This is a genomic window from Saccharopolyspora antiqui (genome assembly GCF_052246905.1).
GTDB lineage: Bacteria > Actinomycetota > Actinomycetes > Mycobacteriales > Pseudonocardiaceae > Saccharopolyspora.
This window is the reverse complement of record NZ_JBQQBO010000043.1, coordinates 26,095-44,751: the sequence shown is the minus strand read 5'-3', so window position 1 is coordinate 44,751 and position 18,657 is coordinate 26,095. Positions and strand designations below refer to the sequence as shown.

15 protein-coding genes are annotated in these 18,657 nt (G+C 69.9%); 8 read left to right on the top strand and 7 right to left on the bottom strand.

The window, feature by feature from the left end; genetic code table 11:
• The first annotated feature begins 119 nt into the window (after positions 1–119).
• Both ACTWQN_RS37060 and ACTWQN_RS37055 read left to right on the top strand, forming a co-directional pair.
• Positions 120–410, top strand: coding sequence for a CU044_2847 family protein (locus tag ACTWQN_RS37060; RefSeq protein WP_443208346.1), 291 nt, complete (start codon positions 120–122; stop codon positions 408–410).
• Positions 407–2,767 (top strand): trypsin-like serine protease, encoded by a 2,361-nt coding sequence (locus ACTWQN_RS37055; RefSeq protein WP_443208345.1) that lies wholly within the window; start codon positions 407–409, stop codon positions 2,765–2,767. The genes ACTWQN_RS37060 and ACTWQN_RS37055 overlap by 4 nt, the downstream gene beginning before the upstream one ends.
• 1 nt (position 2,768) lies before the next feature.
• Here the strand turns inward: ACTWQN_RS37055 and ACTWQN_RS37050 are convergent, their stop codons facing one another.
• The 3 genes from ACTWQN_RS37050 to ACTWQN_RS37040 all read right to left on the bottom strand — a co-directional run bounded on the left by ACTWQN_RS37050 (position 2,769) and on the right by ACTWQN_RS37040 (position 5,268).
• Positions 2,769–3,014 (bottom strand): hypothetical protein, encoded by a 246-nt coding sequence (locus tag ACTWQN_RS37050; RefSeq protein WP_443208344.1) that lies wholly within the window; start codon positions 3,012–3,014, stop codon positions 2,769–2,771.
• 26 nt (positions 3,015–3,040) lie between these two features.
• Positions 3,041–3,970: an LppU/SCO3897 family protein gene (locus tag ACTWQN_RS37045; protein WP_443208343.1), complete on the bottom strand. Its 930-nt coding sequence runs from the start codon at positions 3,968–3,970 to the stop codon at positions 3,041–3,043.
• A gap of 143 nt (positions 3,971–4,113) precedes the next feature.
• Positions 4,114–5,268: a trans-sulfuration enzyme family protein gene (locus ACTWQN_RS37040; protein ID WP_443208342.1), complete on the bottom strand. Its 1,155-nt coding sequence runs from the start codon at positions 5,266–5,268 to the stop codon at positions 4,114–4,116.
• A gap of 591 nt (positions 5,269–5,859) precedes the next feature.
• Between ACTWQN_RS37040 and ACTWQN_RS37035 the strand changes: the two genes are divergently transcribed.
• The 3 genes from ACTWQN_RS37035 (at position 5,860) to ACTWQN_RS37025 (ending at position 8,531) form a co-directional block, all read left to right on the top strand.
• Positions 5,860–6,447, top strand: a complete 588-nt coding sequence (locus tag ACTWQN_RS37035; protein WP_443208341.1) for a M23 family metallopeptidase — start codon at positions 5,860–5,862, stop codon at positions 6,445–6,447.
• Between the two features lie 312 nt (positions 6,448–6,759).
• Entirely contained in the window at positions 6,760–7,572 is an 813-nt protein-coding gene (locus tag ACTWQN_RS37030) for a DUF4231 domain-containing protein (RefSeq protein WP_443208340.1), read from the top strand.
• A gap of 164 nt (positions 7,573–7,736) precedes the next feature.
• Positions 7,737–8,531, top strand: coding sequence for a hypothetical protein (locus ACTWQN_RS37025; protein WP_443208339.1), 795 nt, complete (start codon positions 7,737–7,739; stop codon positions 8,529–8,531).
• A gap of 303 nt (positions 8,532–8,834) precedes the next feature.
• Here ACTWQN_RS37025 and ACTWQN_RS37020 read toward each other — a convergent pair whose 3' ends face one another.
• Positions 8,835–11,486, bottom strand: a complete 2,652-nt coding sequence (locus tag ACTWQN_RS37020) for a PEP/pyruvate-binding domain-containing protein (protein WP_443208338.1) — start codon at positions 11,484–11,486, stop codon at positions 8,835–8,837.
• A gap of 198 nt (positions 11,487–11,684) precedes the next feature.
• Here ACTWQN_RS37020 and ACTWQN_RS37015 point away from each other — a divergent pair, with 198 nt between their 5' ends.
• On the top strand, positions 11,685–11,942 hold the full coding sequence (locus ACTWQN_RS37015) for a hypothetical protein (RefSeq protein ID WP_443208337.1): 258 nt from the start codon (positions 11,685–11,687) through the stop codon (positions 11,940–11,942).
• A 157-nt stretch (positions 11,943–12,099) separates the two neighbouring features.
• On the opposite strand, the gene trxA is transcribed toward ACTWQN_RS37015, so the two are convergent.
• The 3 genes from trxA to ACTWQN_RS37000 all read right to left on the bottom strand — a co-directional run bounded on the left by trxA (position 12,100) and on the right by ACTWQN_RS37000 (position 13,478).
• Positions 12,100–12,447 (bottom strand): thioredoxin, encoded by a 348-nt coding sequence (trxA, locus tag ACTWQN_RS37010; protein ID WP_443208336.1) that lies wholly within the window; start codon positions 12,445–12,447, stop codon positions 12,100–12,102.
• The gene (locus tag ACTWQN_RS37005) at positions 12,447–12,863 is read right to left on the bottom strand and encodes a MerR family transcriptional regulator (protein ID WP_443208335.1); all 417 of its coding nucleotides are present in this window, start codon (positions 12,861–12,863) and stop codon (positions 12,447–12,449) included. Before ACTWQN_RS37005 ends, trxA begins: the two co-directional genes overlap by 1 nt.
• 126 nt (positions 12,864–12,989) lie before the next feature.
• Positions 12,990–13,478 (bottom strand): inorganic diphosphatase, encoded by a 489-nt coding sequence (locus ACTWQN_RS37000; protein WP_443208334.1) that lies wholly within the window; start codon positions 13,476–13,478, stop codon positions 12,990–12,992.
• A gap of 146 nt (positions 13,479–13,624) precedes the next feature.
• Here ACTWQN_RS37000 and dacB point away from each other — a divergent pair, with 146 nt between their 5' ends.
• Both dacB and ACTWQN_RS36990 read left to right on the top strand, forming a co-directional pair.
• Positions 13,625–17,323 (top strand): D-alanyl-D-alanine carboxypeptidase/D-alanyl-D-alanine endopeptidase, encoded by a 3,699-nt coding sequence (gene dacB, locus ACTWQN_RS36995; RefSeq protein WP_443208333.1) that lies wholly within the window; start codon positions 13,625–13,627, stop codon positions 17,321–17,323.
• A 169-nt stretch (positions 17,324–17,492) separates the two neighbouring features.
• Positions 17,493–18,617, top strand: a complete 1,125-nt coding sequence (locus ACTWQN_RS36990; RefSeq protein ID WP_443208332.1) for an Rv3626c family coenzyme F420 biosynthesis-associated protein — start codon at positions 17,493–17,495, stop codon at positions 18,615–18,617.
• The last annotated feature ends 40 nt before the right edge of the window (positions 18,618–18,657 follow it).

The following is an 18,657-nucleotide window of genomic DNA, read 5'->3' as shown; positions in this document are numbered from 1 at the left end:
CAACCCCCCCCCCCACGACCGCCGACCTCGGTTTCGGTGGCTCCATTCGTGCCAAAACGTTCAAGCACTCAACCAATTTCGGTCAAAAGTCGCTCACCGCTGTGGGAGAGTTCCAGGTCATGAGCGAGATCGTGGTGGAGGTGGAGTCGGCGCGGTCGGGAAATCTGGGACCCAAACCGGCGATCCCGGAGCTCTTCGAGGAACGCGTGCCGGAGATCGCCGACAGCGTGGCCGTCGTGGCCGAGCAGTTCCGCCGCGACTTGGACGAAAAGCTGGCGACCCGCAGCCACGGGCCGGACGAGGTGGAGCTCAGCTTCCAGCTGGCGCTGCAGGTGCAGGGCGGCGTGGTGATCAAGGCGACCGGGGGTGCCACCTTCGGCGTGAAGCTCACCTGGAAGCGCGGGCGGTGAGCAAACCGGCTGACCCGGCGGCCGGCATCGCCCAGCTCACCGACCCGGCGACCGGTACCGCCCGCGGCACCGCCTTCCTGATCAGCGCCGAATTCGCGTTGACCGCAAGGCATTGCGTCACTGATCCAGAGCTCGACCAGGTGGAGCTGCGCCTGCACCGGGCGAGCGGGACCGGCATCGTCACGGCGACCGTCGAGGACTCCGACGACTGGCTCGACGTGGCCCTGCTGCGGCTGACCGAGCCGCCTCCGGCGGACTGCTCACCGGTGCAGCTCGGCTTCGACGCCAGCCCGCACGAGCGGTATCGGGCGCTGGGTTACCCGGCCGCCGCCGACGGGGTCCGGATCCGCGCGGTGACCGGCGAGGTGAGCGGGAAGACCCAGCGCTCCGAGGACGAGGCGCCCGTCGTCGAGCTGTACTGCCAGGAGGCAGCGGCTGGACTGGCGTTGTTCGGCATCAGCGGTGGGCCGGTGTTGGTCGGGGACGCGGAGCGCGCGGTCGGCGTGGCCCGCTGGCAGCAGTCCAGCGCCGACGATCCGGAACGCGCCTCCGGCGGCACGTTCTACGCCACCGCGATGTCCGATGTGCTGAGCAGGTGGCCGCAGTTGCGCCGCCTGGTCCCCAAACCGTCCGAGCTAGGTGCGCATCGCGCCTTGCTGCTGGGCAACTCCAGCTTCCCGAAGGCATCCGACCTGGCTGCGCTGCCCGGCGCCGCGCCGCACGTCCGGCTGCTGCGCGCGGTGCTCAGCCATCCCGAAATCGGGTTGTACACCGATGTCCGGGAAGTGTTGGACGGCACCGAACGCGAGATGACGACCGCGCTCCAGGCGCTGCTCGCCGAGGCGGGTGCTGCTGATCGGCTGCTGGTGTACTACCGCGGTCACGCGCGGCTGGGACCCGACGGCACGCTGCTGCTGTGCGCGAACGACACCGCCGGTCAGGCACCGACCATCTCGCTCGCCGAAATCGCCGATCAGGCGCGGAAATCGGCGGCCGACTCGATCCTGCTGATCCTCGACTGCGCCTACCACGGTCGCCGCGATGGTGATCATCCCGCGTTGGGGTTCGCCCGCGAAGGGCGCGCGTTGCTCGCCAACCCGGTCGGTGCGGAACCTGGCGCGTTCACCACGGCCGTGATCGAGGCGCTGCTGGCTCAGCGAACCGGCGCTGGCCAGGCGAACGTGCTGGTCGGAGATCTGCTCGACCAGCTGTCGGTGCCGGTCGCGGCAGCGGGTGATCCGAGTGCCGCGGCGCTGGTCCGTCGGTGGCCGGACGATTCGTTCGTGCTGCGGGTGGGCGAACTCGGCGGCGGCAGGTTCCAGGCCTTGGTCGACAACGTCGGTGTGGGGCCGCTCGAAGTCGACCTGGCGGTTTCCGGTTCCGGGCTGGACATCAGGGTCGCGGCGCCGCGCCTGCGGATCGAACCAGGTCGATCGGCCGCCTCGGAGTTCACGGTTCGACCACCCCGCCGGGCAGGCCGCTCGGTGGCAACCCGAGAGCTGTCCGTGCGCGTGCGGGCCGGGCACCGGCAACGATCGGTGCCGGTGCTCTACCGGCAGCCGCCGAAGCGGCGCAACTACGGTTCGTTCGCCGCGATCGCCGCGCTGTTCGGCATCGCCGCCGTGTTCCTGATCATGAGCCTGATTCCGGCGGGTGGATCGGAACCGCCGCCACCGGAGAGGTTCGCGGTTTCCGTCGGGGACGAGATCGAGCCCGGCAGGCCGGGGCCCGGCGCCGGTGAGCTGGAGAACCAGGCGGCGACGGATGTCTACGCCTTCGACACCAGCGCGAACGCGGTGTTCGTGGAGCGCCTCGACTGCCCGAACGCGCGCATCTACGGGCTCGACGGGCAGCTGAGCGTTGACGGCCGCCTGGTCGGCGGTCGGCTGAACCTGGGCTGCTACGGCGGTGACCAGCGGGTCGACCTGCCCCAGCCCGGCCGCTACGAGCTGACCATCACCGGACCGTGCCGGGATTTCGCCGACTTCGGCGGAATCTCGGTGCCGATGGGCGACGACTGCGCGGGCAGCTATCGGTTGAAGCTGTGGGACGCCTCGACCAGGCACGCCGAGTTGGCCTTCGGCACACCGGTGCAGGGCGATCTGCCCGGCCCCGGCAGCACCGACGTCTTCACCTTCCACGCGACGTCCGGCCAATCCCTGGTGATCGACGGAACCGGTTCGTTCCAGGACCTGGAATGGACGCTGCACGACCCGAGGATGGACGACATGGGGGCGATCTACCCGGCGTCGGGTGCCTACGAGGTCCCGTTGCCCTACGACGGCGAGTACACCCTGATGATCACCAAGGCGGACCGGTCGACCGGGCACTACCGGTTCTACGCAGAGCTGCGGTGAATCAGCCGCGGTCGTCGGTTTCCTCCAGCACCAGCGCGATCAGCCCGGCGGTCAGCAGGGCCTGCGCCAGGATCGGCAGCACCGAGGCGGCGGCCAACAACCGCTGCAAGGCACCGATGTCGGTGGTCACGTCGAACTGCATGGCGAAAATCCCGTGCAGGCCCAGGATGATCGCGCCCGGCCACAGCAGGATCCGGCTCCAGCGCGGTTTGGCCGAGGTGTCCTCGCTCGTGCTGTTCTCCGACATGGTGGGCGTTCCTCTCTCCAGCGGCACTACTTCCGGCGCCAGCAGACTGTGTAGTTGACCCAGGAGTAGCGGTCGTCGCGCCAGCCCCGCCAACCGTGGTCCCGGCAGAACTCCGGGTTGTATTCGTTGGTCCGGCCGGTGATGACCGCGTTCGCCGAGTCGCAGTCGGGCGCCGCGTACAACCGCAGGTTCCCTTCGCCGCCGCTGGCCACGACGCAGTTCCCCTTCGCTGCGTAGTAGCTGTCGTCGGCGAACTGGTAGGTCAGGCACAACACCGCGTCGAGCTGGCTCTGGTCGGGATTGGTGTACCAGCGGCTCGTCCGGTAGTAGTCCTGGCGGGCATCGCACCGGTCGGTGCTCGTCGAGCCGTAGTAGCGGTCCACGACCTTGAAGGTGCCCGGCTCGCACTCGTACTGGTACCAGGTTCCGTCTGCTTGCTCGCCGTAGACGCAGTCCCCGATGGCGGCATTGCCAGCCTCGTCGGCGTACTGGTACTCCAGGCAGAGCACCTGGTCGGAGTAGGTGACCACCCAGTTGGTGTCTTCGACGCCATCGCAGTAGGACTGAGCCGACACGCCCTCGAATCGCTCGATCAGCTGGTACGTCCCAGGACCGCACGAGACCGTTCGAAAGTCCGATGTGGACCCCGAGCCGTAGTCCTGGAAGCATTCGCCGACGGCCGCGGTGTGCGCCTCGTTGGCGGTCGTCGTCGCAGCGCTGGTCGGATACCCGGGATCCGGGTAATCGGTGGGGTAATCGGCCGTGGTCGGCAGTTCGGACAGGTCGATCTCCGGCGGCTGCGGCGTGGTCGGCTTCGCCGACGACCCGCCACCGGCCGCGGTCGCGCCCAGCACGCCCGCCAACAGGCCGACGATCAGCGGTAGCACCAGCGCGGACAGCAGCAGCACGCCCGCCGTGCCCATGTCCGGCGGGCGTTTCGGCCGGGGGAACCGCATCTCAGACCTCCGCGCGGCGACGCGCAGCCGACCGGAAGCGATCCGAGCCCATGGCATCTCTCCGGCGTGAAGAGCGCTTGACCTGCCACCCAGTGTAGTGATCTAGGGGGTGGTCCAGGGATGGTTTTCTGCTTCTCGCCGGATCAGACCTTGGCCAGGGCTTGGGTGAAGTCGGCGATCAGGTCGTCGCGGTTTTCGATACCGGTGCTGATGCGGACCAGGTCGTCGGTGATGCCGAGGGCTTCGCGGTCGGCTCGGCTCATCCCGGCGTGCGAGGTGGCCGCCGGGCGGGTGATGAGCGACTCCACGCCGCCGAGACTCGGTGCGTCGTAAGGGAGTTGCACCGCGTCGATCAGCGCCTGGGCGGCCTGGACACCACCGCTGGGCCGGATGCTGAGCATGCCGCCGAAGCCGTTGAACAGCTGCGCCGCGTGCGCATGATCCGGGTGCGAGGCCAGGCCGGGGTAGTTGACCTCGCGGATCTTCGGTTGTGCGGCGAGGAATTCGGCGAGCGCCTGGGCGTTTTCGTTCTGCGTCCGGACGCGCAGCGCGAGCGTTTTCAGGCCGCGGGCGAGGAGGAATCCGGCGTGCGGGTCGAGGCTGCCGCCGAAGTGGTTCGACGTGGTCCGGGCGCGTTCCACGAGGTCGGCGCGGCCGATGATCGCGCCCGCCACGATGTCCGAGTGGCCGTTGAGGTATTTCGTCGCGCTGTGCAGGCAGAGGTCGAAACCCGCTGCCGTCGGCCGGAAGTTCACCGGTGTGGCGAAGGTGTTGTCGATCAGGCTGGTCAGGCCGGAATTCCTGGCGAACTCGGCGATTTCGCGCAGCCGCCCCACCCGGACCAGGGGATTGGTGATGCTTTCGACCAGGACCGCGCGGGTGTTCGGAGTGCGTGCCGACTCCCAGGTCTCCGGGCGCTGCGGATCGATGAACGTGTAGCTCCAACCGAAATCCGCGGCGTGGTGGGTGAGGAAGTCGTGCGTGCCGCCGTAGAGGCAGTCGCCGACCAGCAGGTGGTCGCCGGTGCGCAGCACGCTGTGCAGCGCCGTCGAGATCGCCGCCAAGCCGGAGGCGGTCGCGAGTGCGGCTTCGGCGCCTTCGAGCGCGGCCAGCTTGTCGTGCAGGTAGGTCTGCGACGGGGTCGAGTTCAGCCGGATGTACCTGATGTCGTGGTAGTCGGTGTCGGCCGGGACCGAGTACACGGTGCTCTGGTAGATCGGGAACACCACGGAACCTTCGGGGCCCGGTCGCCGTTCGCCGCCGTGCACCGCCACCGTCTCGATCCGACCCTCATCCACCTGAACCTCCCACGAGCACACCTACCCCAACGGTCCTCGCCCAGCCTGGGAAGCACCCGGCCGAACTCGGGTGAAGGGCACCTTCTACCAACTTACTTGGCGAAAGGTGCCCTTCACCTGTCACTCGATCGGTGTGGAGTGCGCCTGGGCGCGGGTGCGCGGAGGGTGCCTTCGACCAAGTGGTCGGGCCGAAGAAGCCCCTCACGCTTGGCTCGATCGGGTGACTCTCGGTCGGGTGGAGTGGGGATCCGGAAGGTGAATCGGGCGGATCAGCGGCAATAGGCACCCGGTGTAACCGGTGGAAAGGGCTTCGGGTTCGACCCCGGTGCGATTCACCGAGAATCGTGACCACTGTGGACACAGGGTATTGGTGGGGCTTTCTTGTGGTGGATCTTCTTGCTCATCCGGCTGGGGCAGTGGTAATTCCGCTACGCGTGCTTTCCGGTCATTTCCGAATGCATTCCTAGCGCGGTTCGGCTGCAATCTTTCCGGACCGCCTGGACGCCGGATTTGAAATGCTCGGCGGACAACCGCGGAATTCGATCCGGCCACTGCGTGGAAAACCGCTGGTGGCAGGAGGAGTTGAACGCGATGACAATTCGGGAAAAGACCGTGATCGGTGGGCTGGTCGGCCTGCTCGTCGGGAGCGCGTTGTGCTCCGCCGGTGCGGTGGCTACCGCTCTGGCTGTGCAGAGTGCCCAGCAGCAACATTCACCGGCCGCGCCAGACCGCGTCGCCCACCTCGCCGCGAGATCGCCGCACGACTCCGGTTCACCTGCTGATCCCGCAAAGGTGTGGGTCGCACCGGCGGAGGGTGAGATCACCAGCGGCTTCGGCGAGCGCTGGGGCAGCCTGCACAAGGGCGTCGACGTCGCCAACGACATCGGCACTCCGATTCGGGCGAGTTCGGCGGGCACCGTCATCGATTCCGGACCGGCCAGCGGTTATGGCCTGTGGATCAGAATCGCGCACCAGCGCGACGTCGTTTCGATTTACGGGCACATCGATGAGAGCCTCGTCGTGGTCGGCCAACAGGTGCGGGCCGGGCAACTCATCGCGACGATGGGCGATCGCGGCGAATCCACCGGGCCGCACCTGCACTTCCAGATCGAAGTGGCCGGAGTGCCGGTGGACCCGGTGCTGTTCTACCGAGGGGCGGCCGCTCGATTGACGAATTGATCCATTCGCAGCAGAACTTCCTAGCGCGTTCAGCGGTAGTCGTGCGCCCGGTGGGTGCCCCGGTTGTCCGCCATCTCGGCGGCGCTGCCACAGTGGCAAGCCCTGGAAGTCGCTCACGATGCCGTGGCATGGCACCACTGGCTGTTATCACTGCTGGATATCGTTCAAGCGAAACGTTCGAGTCCAGCGGCGATCACTCGGAGCATCTGGTGATGAACCGATCAGCCTATTCGACGATCACTCTCCTGGCCGATTGTCGTGGTGCTCTGGGAGCTACTTCGATCGCACTAACGCGCTGGAAGGATCGATGTGATGGAGCGAGTGGATACAGCCGGAATCGTCGGCGGTGGAGTGCTCGCCGAGAATCGCCAGCCGCCGGCCTGGGAGCGCCGCATCGCCGAGCGTTCCGAGCAGCACTACCGCGCGCGGATGGTGCAGCGGCTGCTCCTGTTCTGGGCGGTGCCGGGCAACCTGATGCTGCTCGGCGCTGCGGCGGTGGTGCTGGCGTTATGGGATTCCGCGCTACCGGCTGGCATCGCGTTCGCGTTGGTGGTGGCCTCGATCGCGGTGTCGGCGAAGTTCCTCTACCAGCAGCACTTTAAGGTTCGCGCGGTGGAGTCAGAACTGCGCACGCTGGAACACGCGCACCGCGAGCACCTGCTGGACGAGCTGGAGTCCGGGGATCCGCTGGGCGCGCACAAGCGCTACCGGGCCCAGCTGCCGGAGCTCATCGACCGCTACCGGGGCGAGGCGCGCCGGGACCGGTGGAAGGACAACGCCCTGCAGACGATGGTCATCGGTGGCTCGATAATCGCCGCGACGGCGGCCGCGACCGCGATGTCCGTTGTGGACGTTCGCTGGATCGCGGTGCTGTTGAGCGTGCTCGTCGCGGTGTGCGCGGCGTTCGCCGGGCATGCCAAGTACCGGGATAGGTCCACCGCTTGGCAGCAGACCGCTGATGCGTTGGAGCGGGAGTACGAGTCGGTGGAGCTGCGGGTCGGCCGGTATCGGCGCTGCGGCGGTGAGCGCGAGGCCTATGCGGAATTCGCCGACGCGGTCGAGGCACTGCGGGCCGAACAGGCGCGCCGGTTGCCCTCGGCGGCCAAAGATGGGATCGGGCAGTAGTCACGTCGGAATCATGTCCCGCAAAAGTGGGGTGAAATTTGCCGACCGTGATCACTGAGCGTCCACATTTCCCACTTATGTGATCGCTGAATAGTGGAGGGTGATTCTTCCGTAATCTCCGGCGCGGCGCACAGGAGACGGCCTGTGCAGAGAGGAGCAATGCGATGAAGCGCACCCTTACCGCAGCGGCCGCTGTGTTGGCCAGCGGCGCTGGCGCGGTCGGCTTCGCCGCGACCGCGAACGCTGTCGAGTCCCCGCAGTTGCCCGCAGAGCTGCCCACGGACAACAACCTCGCCCAGACGGCCTACCACTTCGCGGGCACGCTGCACTCCGCGAAGCAGACCGTGGGCGACGTGGTGCCGCTGGAACAGCAGCTCGCCGGGCGCAGCACAGGTGGAGACCCGCTCGCACCGATCACCGGGGCGCTCGGCGGCGGCAACCCGCTCGGGAGCCTGCTGGGTGGCGGCAACCCGCTCGGGAATCTGCTGGGCGGCGGCCTGCTCGGTGGCGCGACCGGTGGTCGCACCCTCGACCCCAGCAACGCGCTCGGGGTGCTGCCGATCGGTGACGTGATCCCCGCCGGGCAGACCCTGCCCGCGCCGAAGACCGGTGGCCCGGCCGACGACCTGCTGCCGTCCGGCATCGGTTCGGCGTTGGATCCCGCCCAGCTTGGCGTCCCGCAGACCAAGCCCGCGCAGCTGCCGCCCGCGGAGCAGAACCCCGACCTGGTGGGCGAGGCGCTCAGCGGCGTGCTGGCCGGTTCCCCGGTCGGTGGCACGGAACTACCGGTGGGCAAGGCCGGCGACCCGCTGGGCAGCCTCACCGGACCGGAGGGCCCGCTCGGTGGCCTCACCGGCAGCCTGCCGATCGGCAAGGTCGCCCCGGCTTCGCCGCTGGACAAGGTCAACGACCTGCTCGCCCACGGCCCGCTCGGTGGCACCAACCAACTCGGCGGCTGACCGCGGATCACCGACGGCGCCCGCCCGCGCCGGAGCAGTCCACCGACCCCATCGGAAGCAGCCCCCGGAAAACCCGGAAAGCCTGATCCCGCACCGGGTTCTCGGTCGATCACATCGCTTGACCGGCGGTCGAACCGCCGATGGCGCCCCCGAACAGGACCAGATGGCCCCCGTCACCAAGCGGGGGCCATCGCCATGCCAGGACCCCCGCGCGTCGTTCGTCCAGGTGAGGGGTGAAGGGCACCTTTCGCCAACTTAGTTGGTAGAAGGTGCCCTTCACCTCAGCCTCATCGCTGGTGCGGGTCAGGGTAGTTCGACGGTGCCTGCTGAGCCGTGCACCGTGATCTGCTGGCCGTCGACGATGCGGCTCGTCGCGTCGGAAACGCCTACCACCGCTGGGATTCCGTACTCCCGGGCCACCGTCGCGCCGTGCGAGTACGGTCCGCCCATCTCCATCACCAGGCCACCGGCGGTGAGGAACAGCGGCGTCCAGCCGGGATCGGTGGACGGCGCGACCAGGATCTCGCCGGGAGCCAGCTGCGCGCCGACCGGGTCGTGCACCACGCGCGCCGTTCCGGTCACGGTGCCCGCCGATGCGGATGTCCCCACCAACTGCCCGTCGACCGGCTCGGCGGACAGCATCGCCTCGGGTTCGGCGCCGTCGGAGAGCAGCACGCGCGGCAGGTGCCGACGGCGCAGCTCGCGTTCGTGGGTTTCGCGGCGCAGCGCCACCAACTCCCGGTGGTCGGCACCGCCGAGCACCTCGGCGAGCTCGTCGTAGTCGAGGAAGAACACGTCGTCCGCCTGCTGCAACCGTCCGGTCGCGGCGAGTTCCCGGCCGACGGCGCACAGCTGTCGGCGACCGTGCGCGATCGCCAGCACCAGGCAGTACTTCGGCAGTTCGCGCAGTCCGGAGAGCTGCCGCACCCGGTCCATGGCGAATTCGGCGAACCGAGCGCGCAGCCGGTTCCCGCGCCGCAGCCGGTTCCCGCGCCGCAGCCGGTTCCCGCGCCGCAGCCGGGACACGATCTCGGCGGCCATCTGCTCCGCCTCGGCCACCCCGCGCCGGTACTGCTCGTCGGCGGAGTGCCCACCCTCCCCGGTCCGCACGTAGTTCGCGACGAGGCCCAACACGTGCTCGGGATTCTCCGACCAGCGCGGCATGCCGATGTCGATCTCCGCCACCGTGCGGTGACCGTGGTGCTCCAGGAAGACGTCGAGTCCACTTTGGAGTCCGGTGGGCAGGGTGCGCTGCCGGTAGTGCTCGGTGAGTTCATCGACGGTCGCTTCCCCGCACAACCGGGCGGTTTCGGGGTCTTGGCGGGCCTGCTGCGCGATGCCCCACAGTTCCAGGTCCATCTCGGTGGTGACGTTGTGCGGTATGCCGCGCAGCACGATCTGCACTTCCTCGGCGGTGGCGGCGGCGCCCACGATCTTGGGCAGCAATCGGCTGAGGGCGAGGATCGGCAGCAACCGAGGTGGGATCTGCGCGATGCGTGGCGTTGTGACCGCCACGAGGCCGTGCCGTGCCGCGGCCAACCGCTCCGCCGCGGTCGACGGCTCGGTGCGCGCCAGCTCCGCGCGGATTTCGCGTGCCAGGGCGAAAGCCCGGTCTCGGGCGCGCTTCGGGTCGCGCAGGGCTCGCACCGCCTCGATCGGTGCCTTGGTGTGCGCGACGATCCCGGCCAGCCGGCGCACCAGCGGCCACGGCACCTTCGGGTCCAGCGGCAGCCGCGAATCCGCCAGCAGCGACTCGAAGACCTTGCCGGTGCGGGCTTCGGCCATCGCGAACACCCGAGGCGCCACGGCTCGACCGATCTTGTTGCGGGTCATGCCGGTGATGTCGGCGAACAGCCAGCCGTCGGCCTGCCGCCACACCGGGGGGCGGGGTCCGTCGACGGGGATCCCGAGGCTGCGCATCAGGCCGGTGAACATCAGCGCCAACGTCGCCCCGCCCAGCGGGGTGATCGGCCGGTAGACGCCTTGCACCACGTTGATCGACAGGTAGACGCGCAGGCCGTCGAGCCGTTCTTCGGGCAGCGGGAACAACGTGGTGATCGGCCTCGACTGGGTCAGCCAGATCACGCCGTCACCGTCGATGGCCCACTCGATGTCCTGCGGGGCACCGTAGTGACCTGCCACGTCGGTGCCCAGCGCGGCCAGCGCGCGGGCCTGGTCGTCGCTGATCGAAGCCCGATCACCTTGCTGCGCAACGGATTGCGTGCCGCCTCCGGACTTCGGGCGGATGCTGGTGGGCTTGTCGCCCAGCCGTCGCGCGGTGATTCGGCCGGACTCCACCACGAAGTGGTCCGGGGTGACCGCGCCGGAGACCACCGACTCGCCGAGCCCGGTGTTCGCGTCGATCACGAGCTCCGCGCGGCGCCCGGTGACCGGGTTCGCGGTGAACAGCACCCCGGCGGCTGTCGCGTCCACCATGCGCTGCACGACCACCGCCAGCCGCACCGCGCGGTGGTCGATGTCGCCAGCGTCTCGGTAGGCCACGGCTCGGTCCGTCCACAGCGAAGCCCAGCAGCGGCGCACCGCGTCCAGCAGCGCTGCTTCGCCGACGATGTTGAGGTAGGTGTCCTGCTGACCGGCGAAGCTGGCGTGCGGCAGGTCCTCGGCGGTCGCCGAGGAGCGCACCGCGACCGGTGCGTCCGGACCGAGTTCGGCGTAGGCGGCGCTGATCGCGGCGGCCAGCTCGGCGGGGAGCTCGGCGCCCGCCAATCGGGAGCGGATTTCGGCCGCCGAGTCGGGCAGGTGGTCGAGCAGTTCGCCGGTCAGCTCCCGGCAGACCTCGTCGTAGGCGAGCGTGCTGATGCAGAAGCCGGGCGGCACTCGGAAACCGGCGGCCAGCAGCTCGCCGAGGTTCGCGGCCTTGCCGCCGACCAATTCACCGCCGCTCGCGTCGATCTCGCCGAGATCGAGCAGCGTCCGGGTTTCCAGTGTGCTCATGGCGAACCTCCACGCGCTGTTGCGAGCAAGGTAACGCGCGGCGACCAATAAATCAACATCCGTTGAATTTAGCTGCGCCGATGGGGTGGTCTCGGCAGCCAGTGCGTCAGAAACCGGACGGACCGGCATTTCTCTCTCGGAACCCGATTTGGCGCGGCGCGCCCGCGCGCCCGGCAGGCGCTCGGTGAGAGGAGCGGGATGCAGTGGTGGATGGTGACCGTGGCGGCCGTCTGCGGACTGCTGGTGTTGGCTCCAGCGGTCCGCAGGTACCTGCTCCGGCGACGGGCGGTCTCCCGGGTGCGGACCGAGCTGGCCTGGTTCTACCAGCAGCGGGCGCTCCGCGAGCGGTACACGCCGGGTAGCGGGAAGCACGCCTCGACGACTCCGGTCGTGCTGCTGCGCCGGTCCGACGGTTCGGCCCTGGGCTGGGTGTCGCGCGACGCGCGCCGGCGCTGATGTCGGTCGGTTGTGGGAAAACGAGTTGCCAATGGCGCATCCGGTCCTGGTCGCCTTCGCCCGCACCTGGCTGGTCCGCGACGTCCGCCTCGACTGATCTCGATGCCCCGCCGACCGAGTTGTCCACAGTACTTATCCACAGCTCTGTGGATAACGTTCATCGGTGCAGGGCCGCGTCCAGTTCCGCCAGCAACCTGGCCTTCGGGCGCGCGCCGACGAGCGACTGCACCGGCTGGCCGTCGCGGAAGAGCAGCAGCGTCGGCAGCGACATCACCTGGTAGTTCCGCGCGACGAGCGGGTTCTCGTCGGTGTTGATCTTGCGGATGGCCAGCGACCCCGCCCGCTCGACGGCTATCTCCGCGAGCACCGGCGCGATCATGTGGCAGGGCGGGCACCACTGCGCCCAGAAGTCCACCAGAACAGGCGTGCCGTGCCGCAGGACCTCGTGCTCGAACGTCCCATCCGTGACGGCGGAAACCGCGGCGGGGAAGCTAGTCGGTGACATCAGGACTCCTCGATCGCGTTCGGTTCGCCGGTGTTTCGATCAACCACGCGGCACGGCTCGGGTTGCCTCGCCACGGCCGCCGCCAGCTTGGTCAGCAGGCCCGCCCGCACCGAGTTGAGCCGGTCCAGGCAGGCGTCGACCTCCGCGAGCTTGCGCTGGTAGACCTCGATCGAATCGGCGCAGGAATCCCCGGCCTCGTGACCGGCACGCAGGCAATCGACGAACGGCCTGGTGTCGTCGAGGCTGAGTCCGACGGCTTGCAGGGTCAGGATCTCGTTGACCAGTCGGAAATCCGCGTCGTCGTACTCGCGGTAGCCGTTCGTCGAACGCCGTGCCGTCAGCAACCCCTGGGATTCGTAGAACCGCAGCGCGCGGGTGGTCGTTCCGGCGCGCCTGGCCAGTTCACCGATTCGCATGCGCTCGACCGTAAACGTTGACGCCCGCGTCAAGGCAACGTCGCCGTTGGATGGAAGGCCGCGCCGAACGCAGAAGGGCCCTCCTCGCATCCAGCGCGAGGAGGGCCCTTTTCCTACCTGGTGGCTTCAGTGCCCCTGTTCCTTGGCTCGTTCGTACGAGCGCTTGATCTCCGCTTCGGCCTCGGTGCGGCCGACCCACGTCGCACCCTCCACGCTCTTGCCCGGCTCCAGATCCTTGTACACCTCGAAGAAGTGCTGGATCTCCAGCTTGTGGAACTCGGCGAGGTGGTGGATGTCGCGCAGGTGCTCCTGCCGCGGGTCGTCCGAGGGCACGCAGAGGACCTTGTCGTCGCCGCCCTTCTCGTCGCGCATCCGGAACATGCCGATGGCACGCGACTTGATCAGGCAGCCGGGGAACGTCGGCTCCTGGACCAGCACCAGCGCGTCCAGCGGATCGCCGTCCTCGCCGAGGGTGTCCTCGATGAACCCGTAGTCCGCCGGGTACTGGGTGGCGGTGAACAGCGTCCGGTCGAGACGGATCCGCCCCGTCTCGTGGTCCACCTCGTACTTGTTCCGGTTCCCCTTGGGGATCTCGATCGTGACGTCGAAGTCCACGCGGTTCCTCACTCGTCTTGCGTTGGGTGCGGCCGCCCGCTCGCGCGCGCGACCACGTCTAGTGTGGACCACGGTGTGTCTCCAGGCCCCACCGCAGTGCGGGACGTCGCAATCTGGCAGTCTGGCCATCCGTCGAGGAGGAGCACGTGCCCGAACCCCAGAACAGCGGGGGTGAGGTGTCCGAAACCGAGGTCCGGGCGTCAGCGCCGGATGATGAGAGCCCGACCCGAACCGATGCGTCGTCCCCGGACGGCACGCCACCGGACTGGCCTGCGGAAAACCCTGCCGCAGCGGCGTCGGAGACCACCCCACCCACGACCGCCCCTGACCCGCCTGTCGAGGACGTGACCTCGACCGACGCTGCGGCGCCCGATGATTCGGCGCAGCCCGGCGACGCGGAGAAGTCCGATGCTGCCCAGGAATCCGAGGAAGAGGCCGATGTCGCCGATAGCGGCGACGCGGTTCCTCCGGACGCGTCGGTGGCCGAGCCAGCGGTCACCGCGACGAAGCGGGTCGCAGGTGATCTCGGCGCCGACGATGGCGACCAGGCGCGCGAAGCCGGGCGTTCGGTCAGTGCATCATCACAGGTCAGCGGCACCGTTGAGGTGGAGCAGTCGAGTGCGCCCGCCGTGCGGCGGACCACGCCGATCGTCGCTGCCGCATCTTCGCCGGGCGCGGCGGGAACCGCGACGAAGCGGGTCGCCGGGAGCCTCGACGACGAGCCTGCCGAGACCGCACCTGCGGCGGATGAAGTTGACGACCCGTCGCCGGGCGCCGAGGACGCGGACGAGCATTCGACCGATGCCGGTGCGAGCGGCGACCCAGTGGAGGAGGCCGCCGAGCCCGAAGCGGACGCGGCGGTCGAGTCGGCTGGTGACACCGAGTCCGCAGCGAAAGCCAGCGGGTCCGAGGCAGAAGTCGCAGCCGAGGCCGGTGCGGAAGAAGAAGCGGCGGCAGCCGATGCTGGCACGGAACCCGCGCCCGAGACGGCAGGCAGCCCCGGTGCGGAAGCCCAGGTCGACACGGTCGATGGCGCGGGCGAGGATGCTCAGACCGAGGCGGTCGATGGCGAGGATGCTCGGGCCGAGGCGGTAAGCGGCCCTGACCCCGAGCCCGACACCGGCGCCGAGTCCGAAGCCGAAGCCGACCCGGCGGAAACCGGTGCTGGCGCGGCGGAAGCCCAGCCGGTCGGCGGCGCTGACACCGAGCCTGCGGACGAAGTCGCGGTCGAGGCGACTACCGACGAGTCCGCAGCGGATGCCACGGCCCAGCCCGAGACCACGGCTGGCACCGAGTCGGACACCACCACCGAGCCAGCCGCCGCGGAGGACATCGCCGCAGAGCAGGCGGCTGAGGTCGCCGGGGGCGCGACCGCTGCGGAAGAGGTTGTCGCAGAACAGTCGGCTGAAGGTGCCCAGCCTGCGACGGCCGCGGAAGAGGTCGCCGCCGAGCAGGGGTCTGCTGGGTCCGCGACCGCTCCGGGAGGTGTCGCCGAAGGACAGTCGGCTGAAGGCGCCAGGCCCGTGGCGGCGGGAGATGTCGCCGCCGAAACGGTGTCTGTCGACTCCGCGACCGCTGCGGAAGACAGCGCTGAAGGGCAGTCGGCTGAAGACGCCCGATCCGCGACTGCGGCGGGAGAAGTCGCCGCGGAGCAGGTGGTTGCGGGATCCGCGACGGTCGCTGGAGATGTCGCAGCGGAACCGGTGGCCGACGTCGCGCCCGCCGCTGGCCGGGTGCCGGAGCGGGACGACCGGCCGACCGACGAGCAGGAGCGCGTCGTCGTCGAGCCGCCGCCGTCGGCGGCCGAGCAGACGCAGCAGTTCGCGCCGATCAGGGACGCCGTACCGCCACCCAGCGCCGCCGAGCAGACGCAGCAGATCCCGCGGATCGCCGCCGCACCGCAGGCCGGACCCGCCAAGGCGCCGGAAGAATCCGAGGTGGAGAAGACCACCCGGATCGAACTCAAGGATCTGGCCGGGCTGCGCGCCGACCCCGCTCCCGGCCCCGCGCCGCAGCAGGTGCGGGCCGCGCCGCCGGTCGAGCCCGCCGAGCAGACCCAGCAGTTCGCCCGACCGAACTTCGACGGCCCGCCACCGCGCGCCGCATCCGCCGCGGATTTCGCCGGTCTCACCGCCCCGCACGTCAAGCCCGCGAGGAGGCCACCGCAGGCTCCGGCAGGTCTGGCACCACCGGTTCCGACGGCCTCGCCCGCGGACTTCGCGGGCCTGGCGCCGCCTCGGGCGACGCCACAGCGCATCCCGCCACAACCCGCAGCGCCGCAGGACTTCGCCGGGCTGGCCGCACCGCACCCCGCAGCACCGCGGGACTTCGCGGGGCTGGCCGCGCCACAACCCGCATCACCTGCGGATTTCGCGGGCCTGACCGCGCCGCGCGCGCAGCCGCAGCGGATCGCGCCCGACTTCGCGCCGACGCCACCGGCACCGGAAACCGAGGACCGGCCGAAGACCGAAGCGCCCCGGCGGCGCCGGACGCTCATCGCAGTGGCCGCGGTGGTCGTCCTGCTGCTCGGGGTCGGCATCGCCTTCGGCCCGAAGCTGGTCGAAGCCCTGCAGCAGGCCCAGATCGCGGCACCGCCCGAGCCCGTGCAGCTCAACCCGACCATCAAGCCGCTCAACCAGAACGCGCCGCTGCCCACGCAGGCGGGCCTCAACGCGGCGCTCTCCGGGCCGCTCGGCAACCCGGGCCTGGGCACCTTCGCGGGTGCGGTGCTGGACGCCCGAACAGGTCAGGTGCTGTGGCAGCAGAACGCGGGCCAGACGCTGGTCCCGGCGTCCACCGGCAAGTTGCTCGCCATGAGCGCGGCGCTGCTCGTCCTCGACCACGACCAGCGGCTCACCACCAAGGTGGTACGTGGCAGCCAACCAGGCAGCGTGGTGCTGGTCGGCGGTGGCGACCTCACGCTGTCCACGCTTCCCACTGGCGAGGAATCGGTCTACCCGGGGGCCGCCCGGTTCGACGACCTGGTCGCCCAGGTGCGGGCCGCCGCTGGTGGCAACGTGACGTCGGTGCTGGTGGACACCAGCCGGTACACCGGACCGGGCCTCGCGCCGGGCTGGCTGCCGCAGGACGTGGCGGGCGGGATGATGGCGCCGATGGAACCGGTGATGCTCGACGGCGGCCGGGCCGACCCAACCGTGGACTACAGCCCGCGGACCTCGACCCCGGCGTTGCAGGCCGCGCAGCGGCTCGCCACCGGGCTCGGCGCGACCCAGGTGTCCAACGGTGCGGCGCCGCCGAACGCGCAGGTACTCGGCCAGGTCGAGTCACCGACGGTGCGGGAGATGGTCGACATCGCGATGCAGCACTCGGACAACATGCTCGCGGAGGCGCTGGCGCGCGAGGTGGCCATCGCCACCGGCAACGAACCGTCGTTCGCGGGCTCGGCCAAGGCGGTGCGCGACGTGCTGGCGCGGCACGGCTTCGACGTCACCGGGACGACCATGGCCGACGGCAGCGGGTTGTCGCTGGAAGACCGGACCACGCCCAAGCTGCTTGCCGCGCTGCTGGGCTCGGCGACCGCCCCGGCAGGCCCGGATGGCGGGCTGGCACCGCAGTCGGCGCAGCTGCGGGCGCTGCTGCCTGGACTGCCGGTCGCCGGTGGCAACGGCAGCCTGAGCGATCGCTACGGCGGGAGCGACGGCCGGGGCTGGGTGCGGGCGAAGACCGGCACCCTGGACGGCGTCAACAGCCTGGCCGGAACGGTGGTGACGGAAGGCGGCCGGATGCTGGTGTTCGCGCTGATGTCCAACGGGACGAGCCCGGCGGTGGCCCGCCCGGCCCTGGACGAGGTCGCCAATGCCCTCCGCGCCTGCGGCTGCCGCTGAACCGCAACGAAGCGAGTGAAGGGCACCTTTCACCAACTAACCTGGCGAAAGGTGCCCTTCACCTCTCACTCGAACGGGAAACTGGCGGTGGGTTCCGCATCGCGGAAGCTTGTTTGACCGCTCGAAAGTGAGGTACCTGCGCAGGTGACTAGCGGGTACGGTCGGTCGTGTGAACGCCCGACCCTCCACCCTGCCGTCGTCCCCAGAGCGGGGCGCCGCCGGGGAGCATCGGGCGCTGGACTGGAACGTCGCCGTTGCCACCGCGGTCCGGTTGATGAAACCGGGACCGGAGGTGCCCCGGGCGGAAGCCGAGCAAGCGGTGCGCTCGCTGCGGCAGTTCAGCGTCGAAGCCGAAACCCACGTCCGCGAGCTCACCGGCCTCGGCCGGGAGTTGCCGATCTCGGAAGGCGACGTCGTGGACCGGCCCGCCTGGGTCCGCGGCGCGGCCGACGGCCTCGCGGAACTGACCGAAGCCGCACTGTCCACAGCGGACTCCAAAGCCCTGCAGGGCAGCGACATCTTCGGCGGCCTCGGCGCGCGCGGCGCCGGGGTGCAGGCCGGGGTGGTGCTGGCCTACCTCGGCGGCAAGGTGCTCGGCCAGTTCGACCCGTACGGCGAATCCCGGGTCGCCGGGCAGCGCGGCCGACTGCTGCTGGTGGCGCCGAACATCGTCGCGGCGCAGCGCTCCCTCGGGGTGCCGGGCGACGACTTCCGGATGTGGGTGTGCCTGCACGAGTCGACGCACCGGTTGCAGTTCAACGCGGTGCCGTGGCTGCGGGAGCACTTCGCGGCCAGCCTGGGCACCCTGCTGGCCGAGATGGAGGGCACCACCGGCGAGCTGCTGAGCCGGTTGCCCGCGGTGCTGCGGGAGGCCCGGTCCGCGCGTTCCAGCAAGGACTCCAGCCCCGGCATGCTCGGCGTGATCGAACTGCTGCAGACGCCCGCGCAGCGCGCCGCGCTCGACCGGATCATCGCGATCTCCACGCTGCTGGAAGGGCACGCCGATCACGTGATGGACGCGGTTGGCCCGCGAGTGGTGCCCAGCGTGGCCACCATCCGGCAGCGGTTCACCGACCGGCGCAAGGGCGGCGGCCTGCTCGACCGAATCCTGCGGAGCCTGCTCGGCGTCGACGCGAAGATCCGCCAGTACGCCCAGGGCGCGGCCTTCACCCGGCACGTGGTGGGCGCCGTCGGGATGGCCGACTTCAACGCCGTCTGGACATCCCCGGAACACCTGCCGACCCGGGCCGAGATCAGCGACCCGGCAGCCTGGATCCGCCGAGTCCACGGCTGACCCGCCAGGGCCTGCACGCCAACGAGACCGACTTCGTCGA

Bases quoted from the DNA above. Each gene is read 5' to 3' on its own strand.
- ACTWQN_RS37060 (WP_443208346.1), top strand. From the start codon at position 120: ATGAGCGAGATCGTGGTGGAGGTGGAGTCGGCGCGGTCGGGAAATCTG.
- ACTWQN_RS37050 (WP_443208344.1), bottom strand. From the start codon at position 3,014: ATGTCGGAGAACAGCACGAGCGAGGACACCTCGGCCAAACCGCGCTGG.
- ACTWQN_RS37045 (WP_443208343.1), bottom strand. From the start codon at position 3,970: ATGCGGTTCCCCCGGCCGAAACGCCCGCCGGACATGGGCACGGCGGGC.
- ACTWQN_RS37035 (WP_443208341.1), top strand. From the start codon at position 5,860: ATGACAATTCGGGAAAAGACCGTGATCGGTGGGCTGGTCGGCCTGCTC.
- ACTWQN_RS37030 (WP_443208340.1), top strand. From the start codon at position 6,760: ATGGAGCGAGTGGATACAGCCGGAATCGTCGGCGGTGGAGTGCTCGCC.
- ACTWQN_RS37025 (WP_443208339.1), top strand. From the start codon at position 7,737: ATGAAGCGCACCCTTACCGCAGCGGCCGCTGTGTTGGCCAGCGGCGCT.
- ACTWQN_RS37020 (WP_443208338.1), bottom strand. From the start codon at position 11,486: ATGAGCACACTGGAAACCCGGACGCTGCTCGATCTCGGCGAGATCGAC.
- ACTWQN_RS37015 (WP_443208337.1), top strand. From the start codon at position 11,685: ATGCAGTGGTGGATGGTGACCGTGGCGGCCGTCTGCGGACTGCTGGTG.
- trxA (WP_443208336.1), bottom strand. From the start codon at position 12,447: ATGTCACCGACTAGCTTCCCCGCCGCGGTTTCCGCCGTCACGGATGGG.
- ACTWQN_RS37005 (WP_443208335.1), bottom strand. From the start codon at position 12,863: ATGCGAATCGGTGAACTGGCCAGGCGCGCCGGAACGACCACCCGCGCG.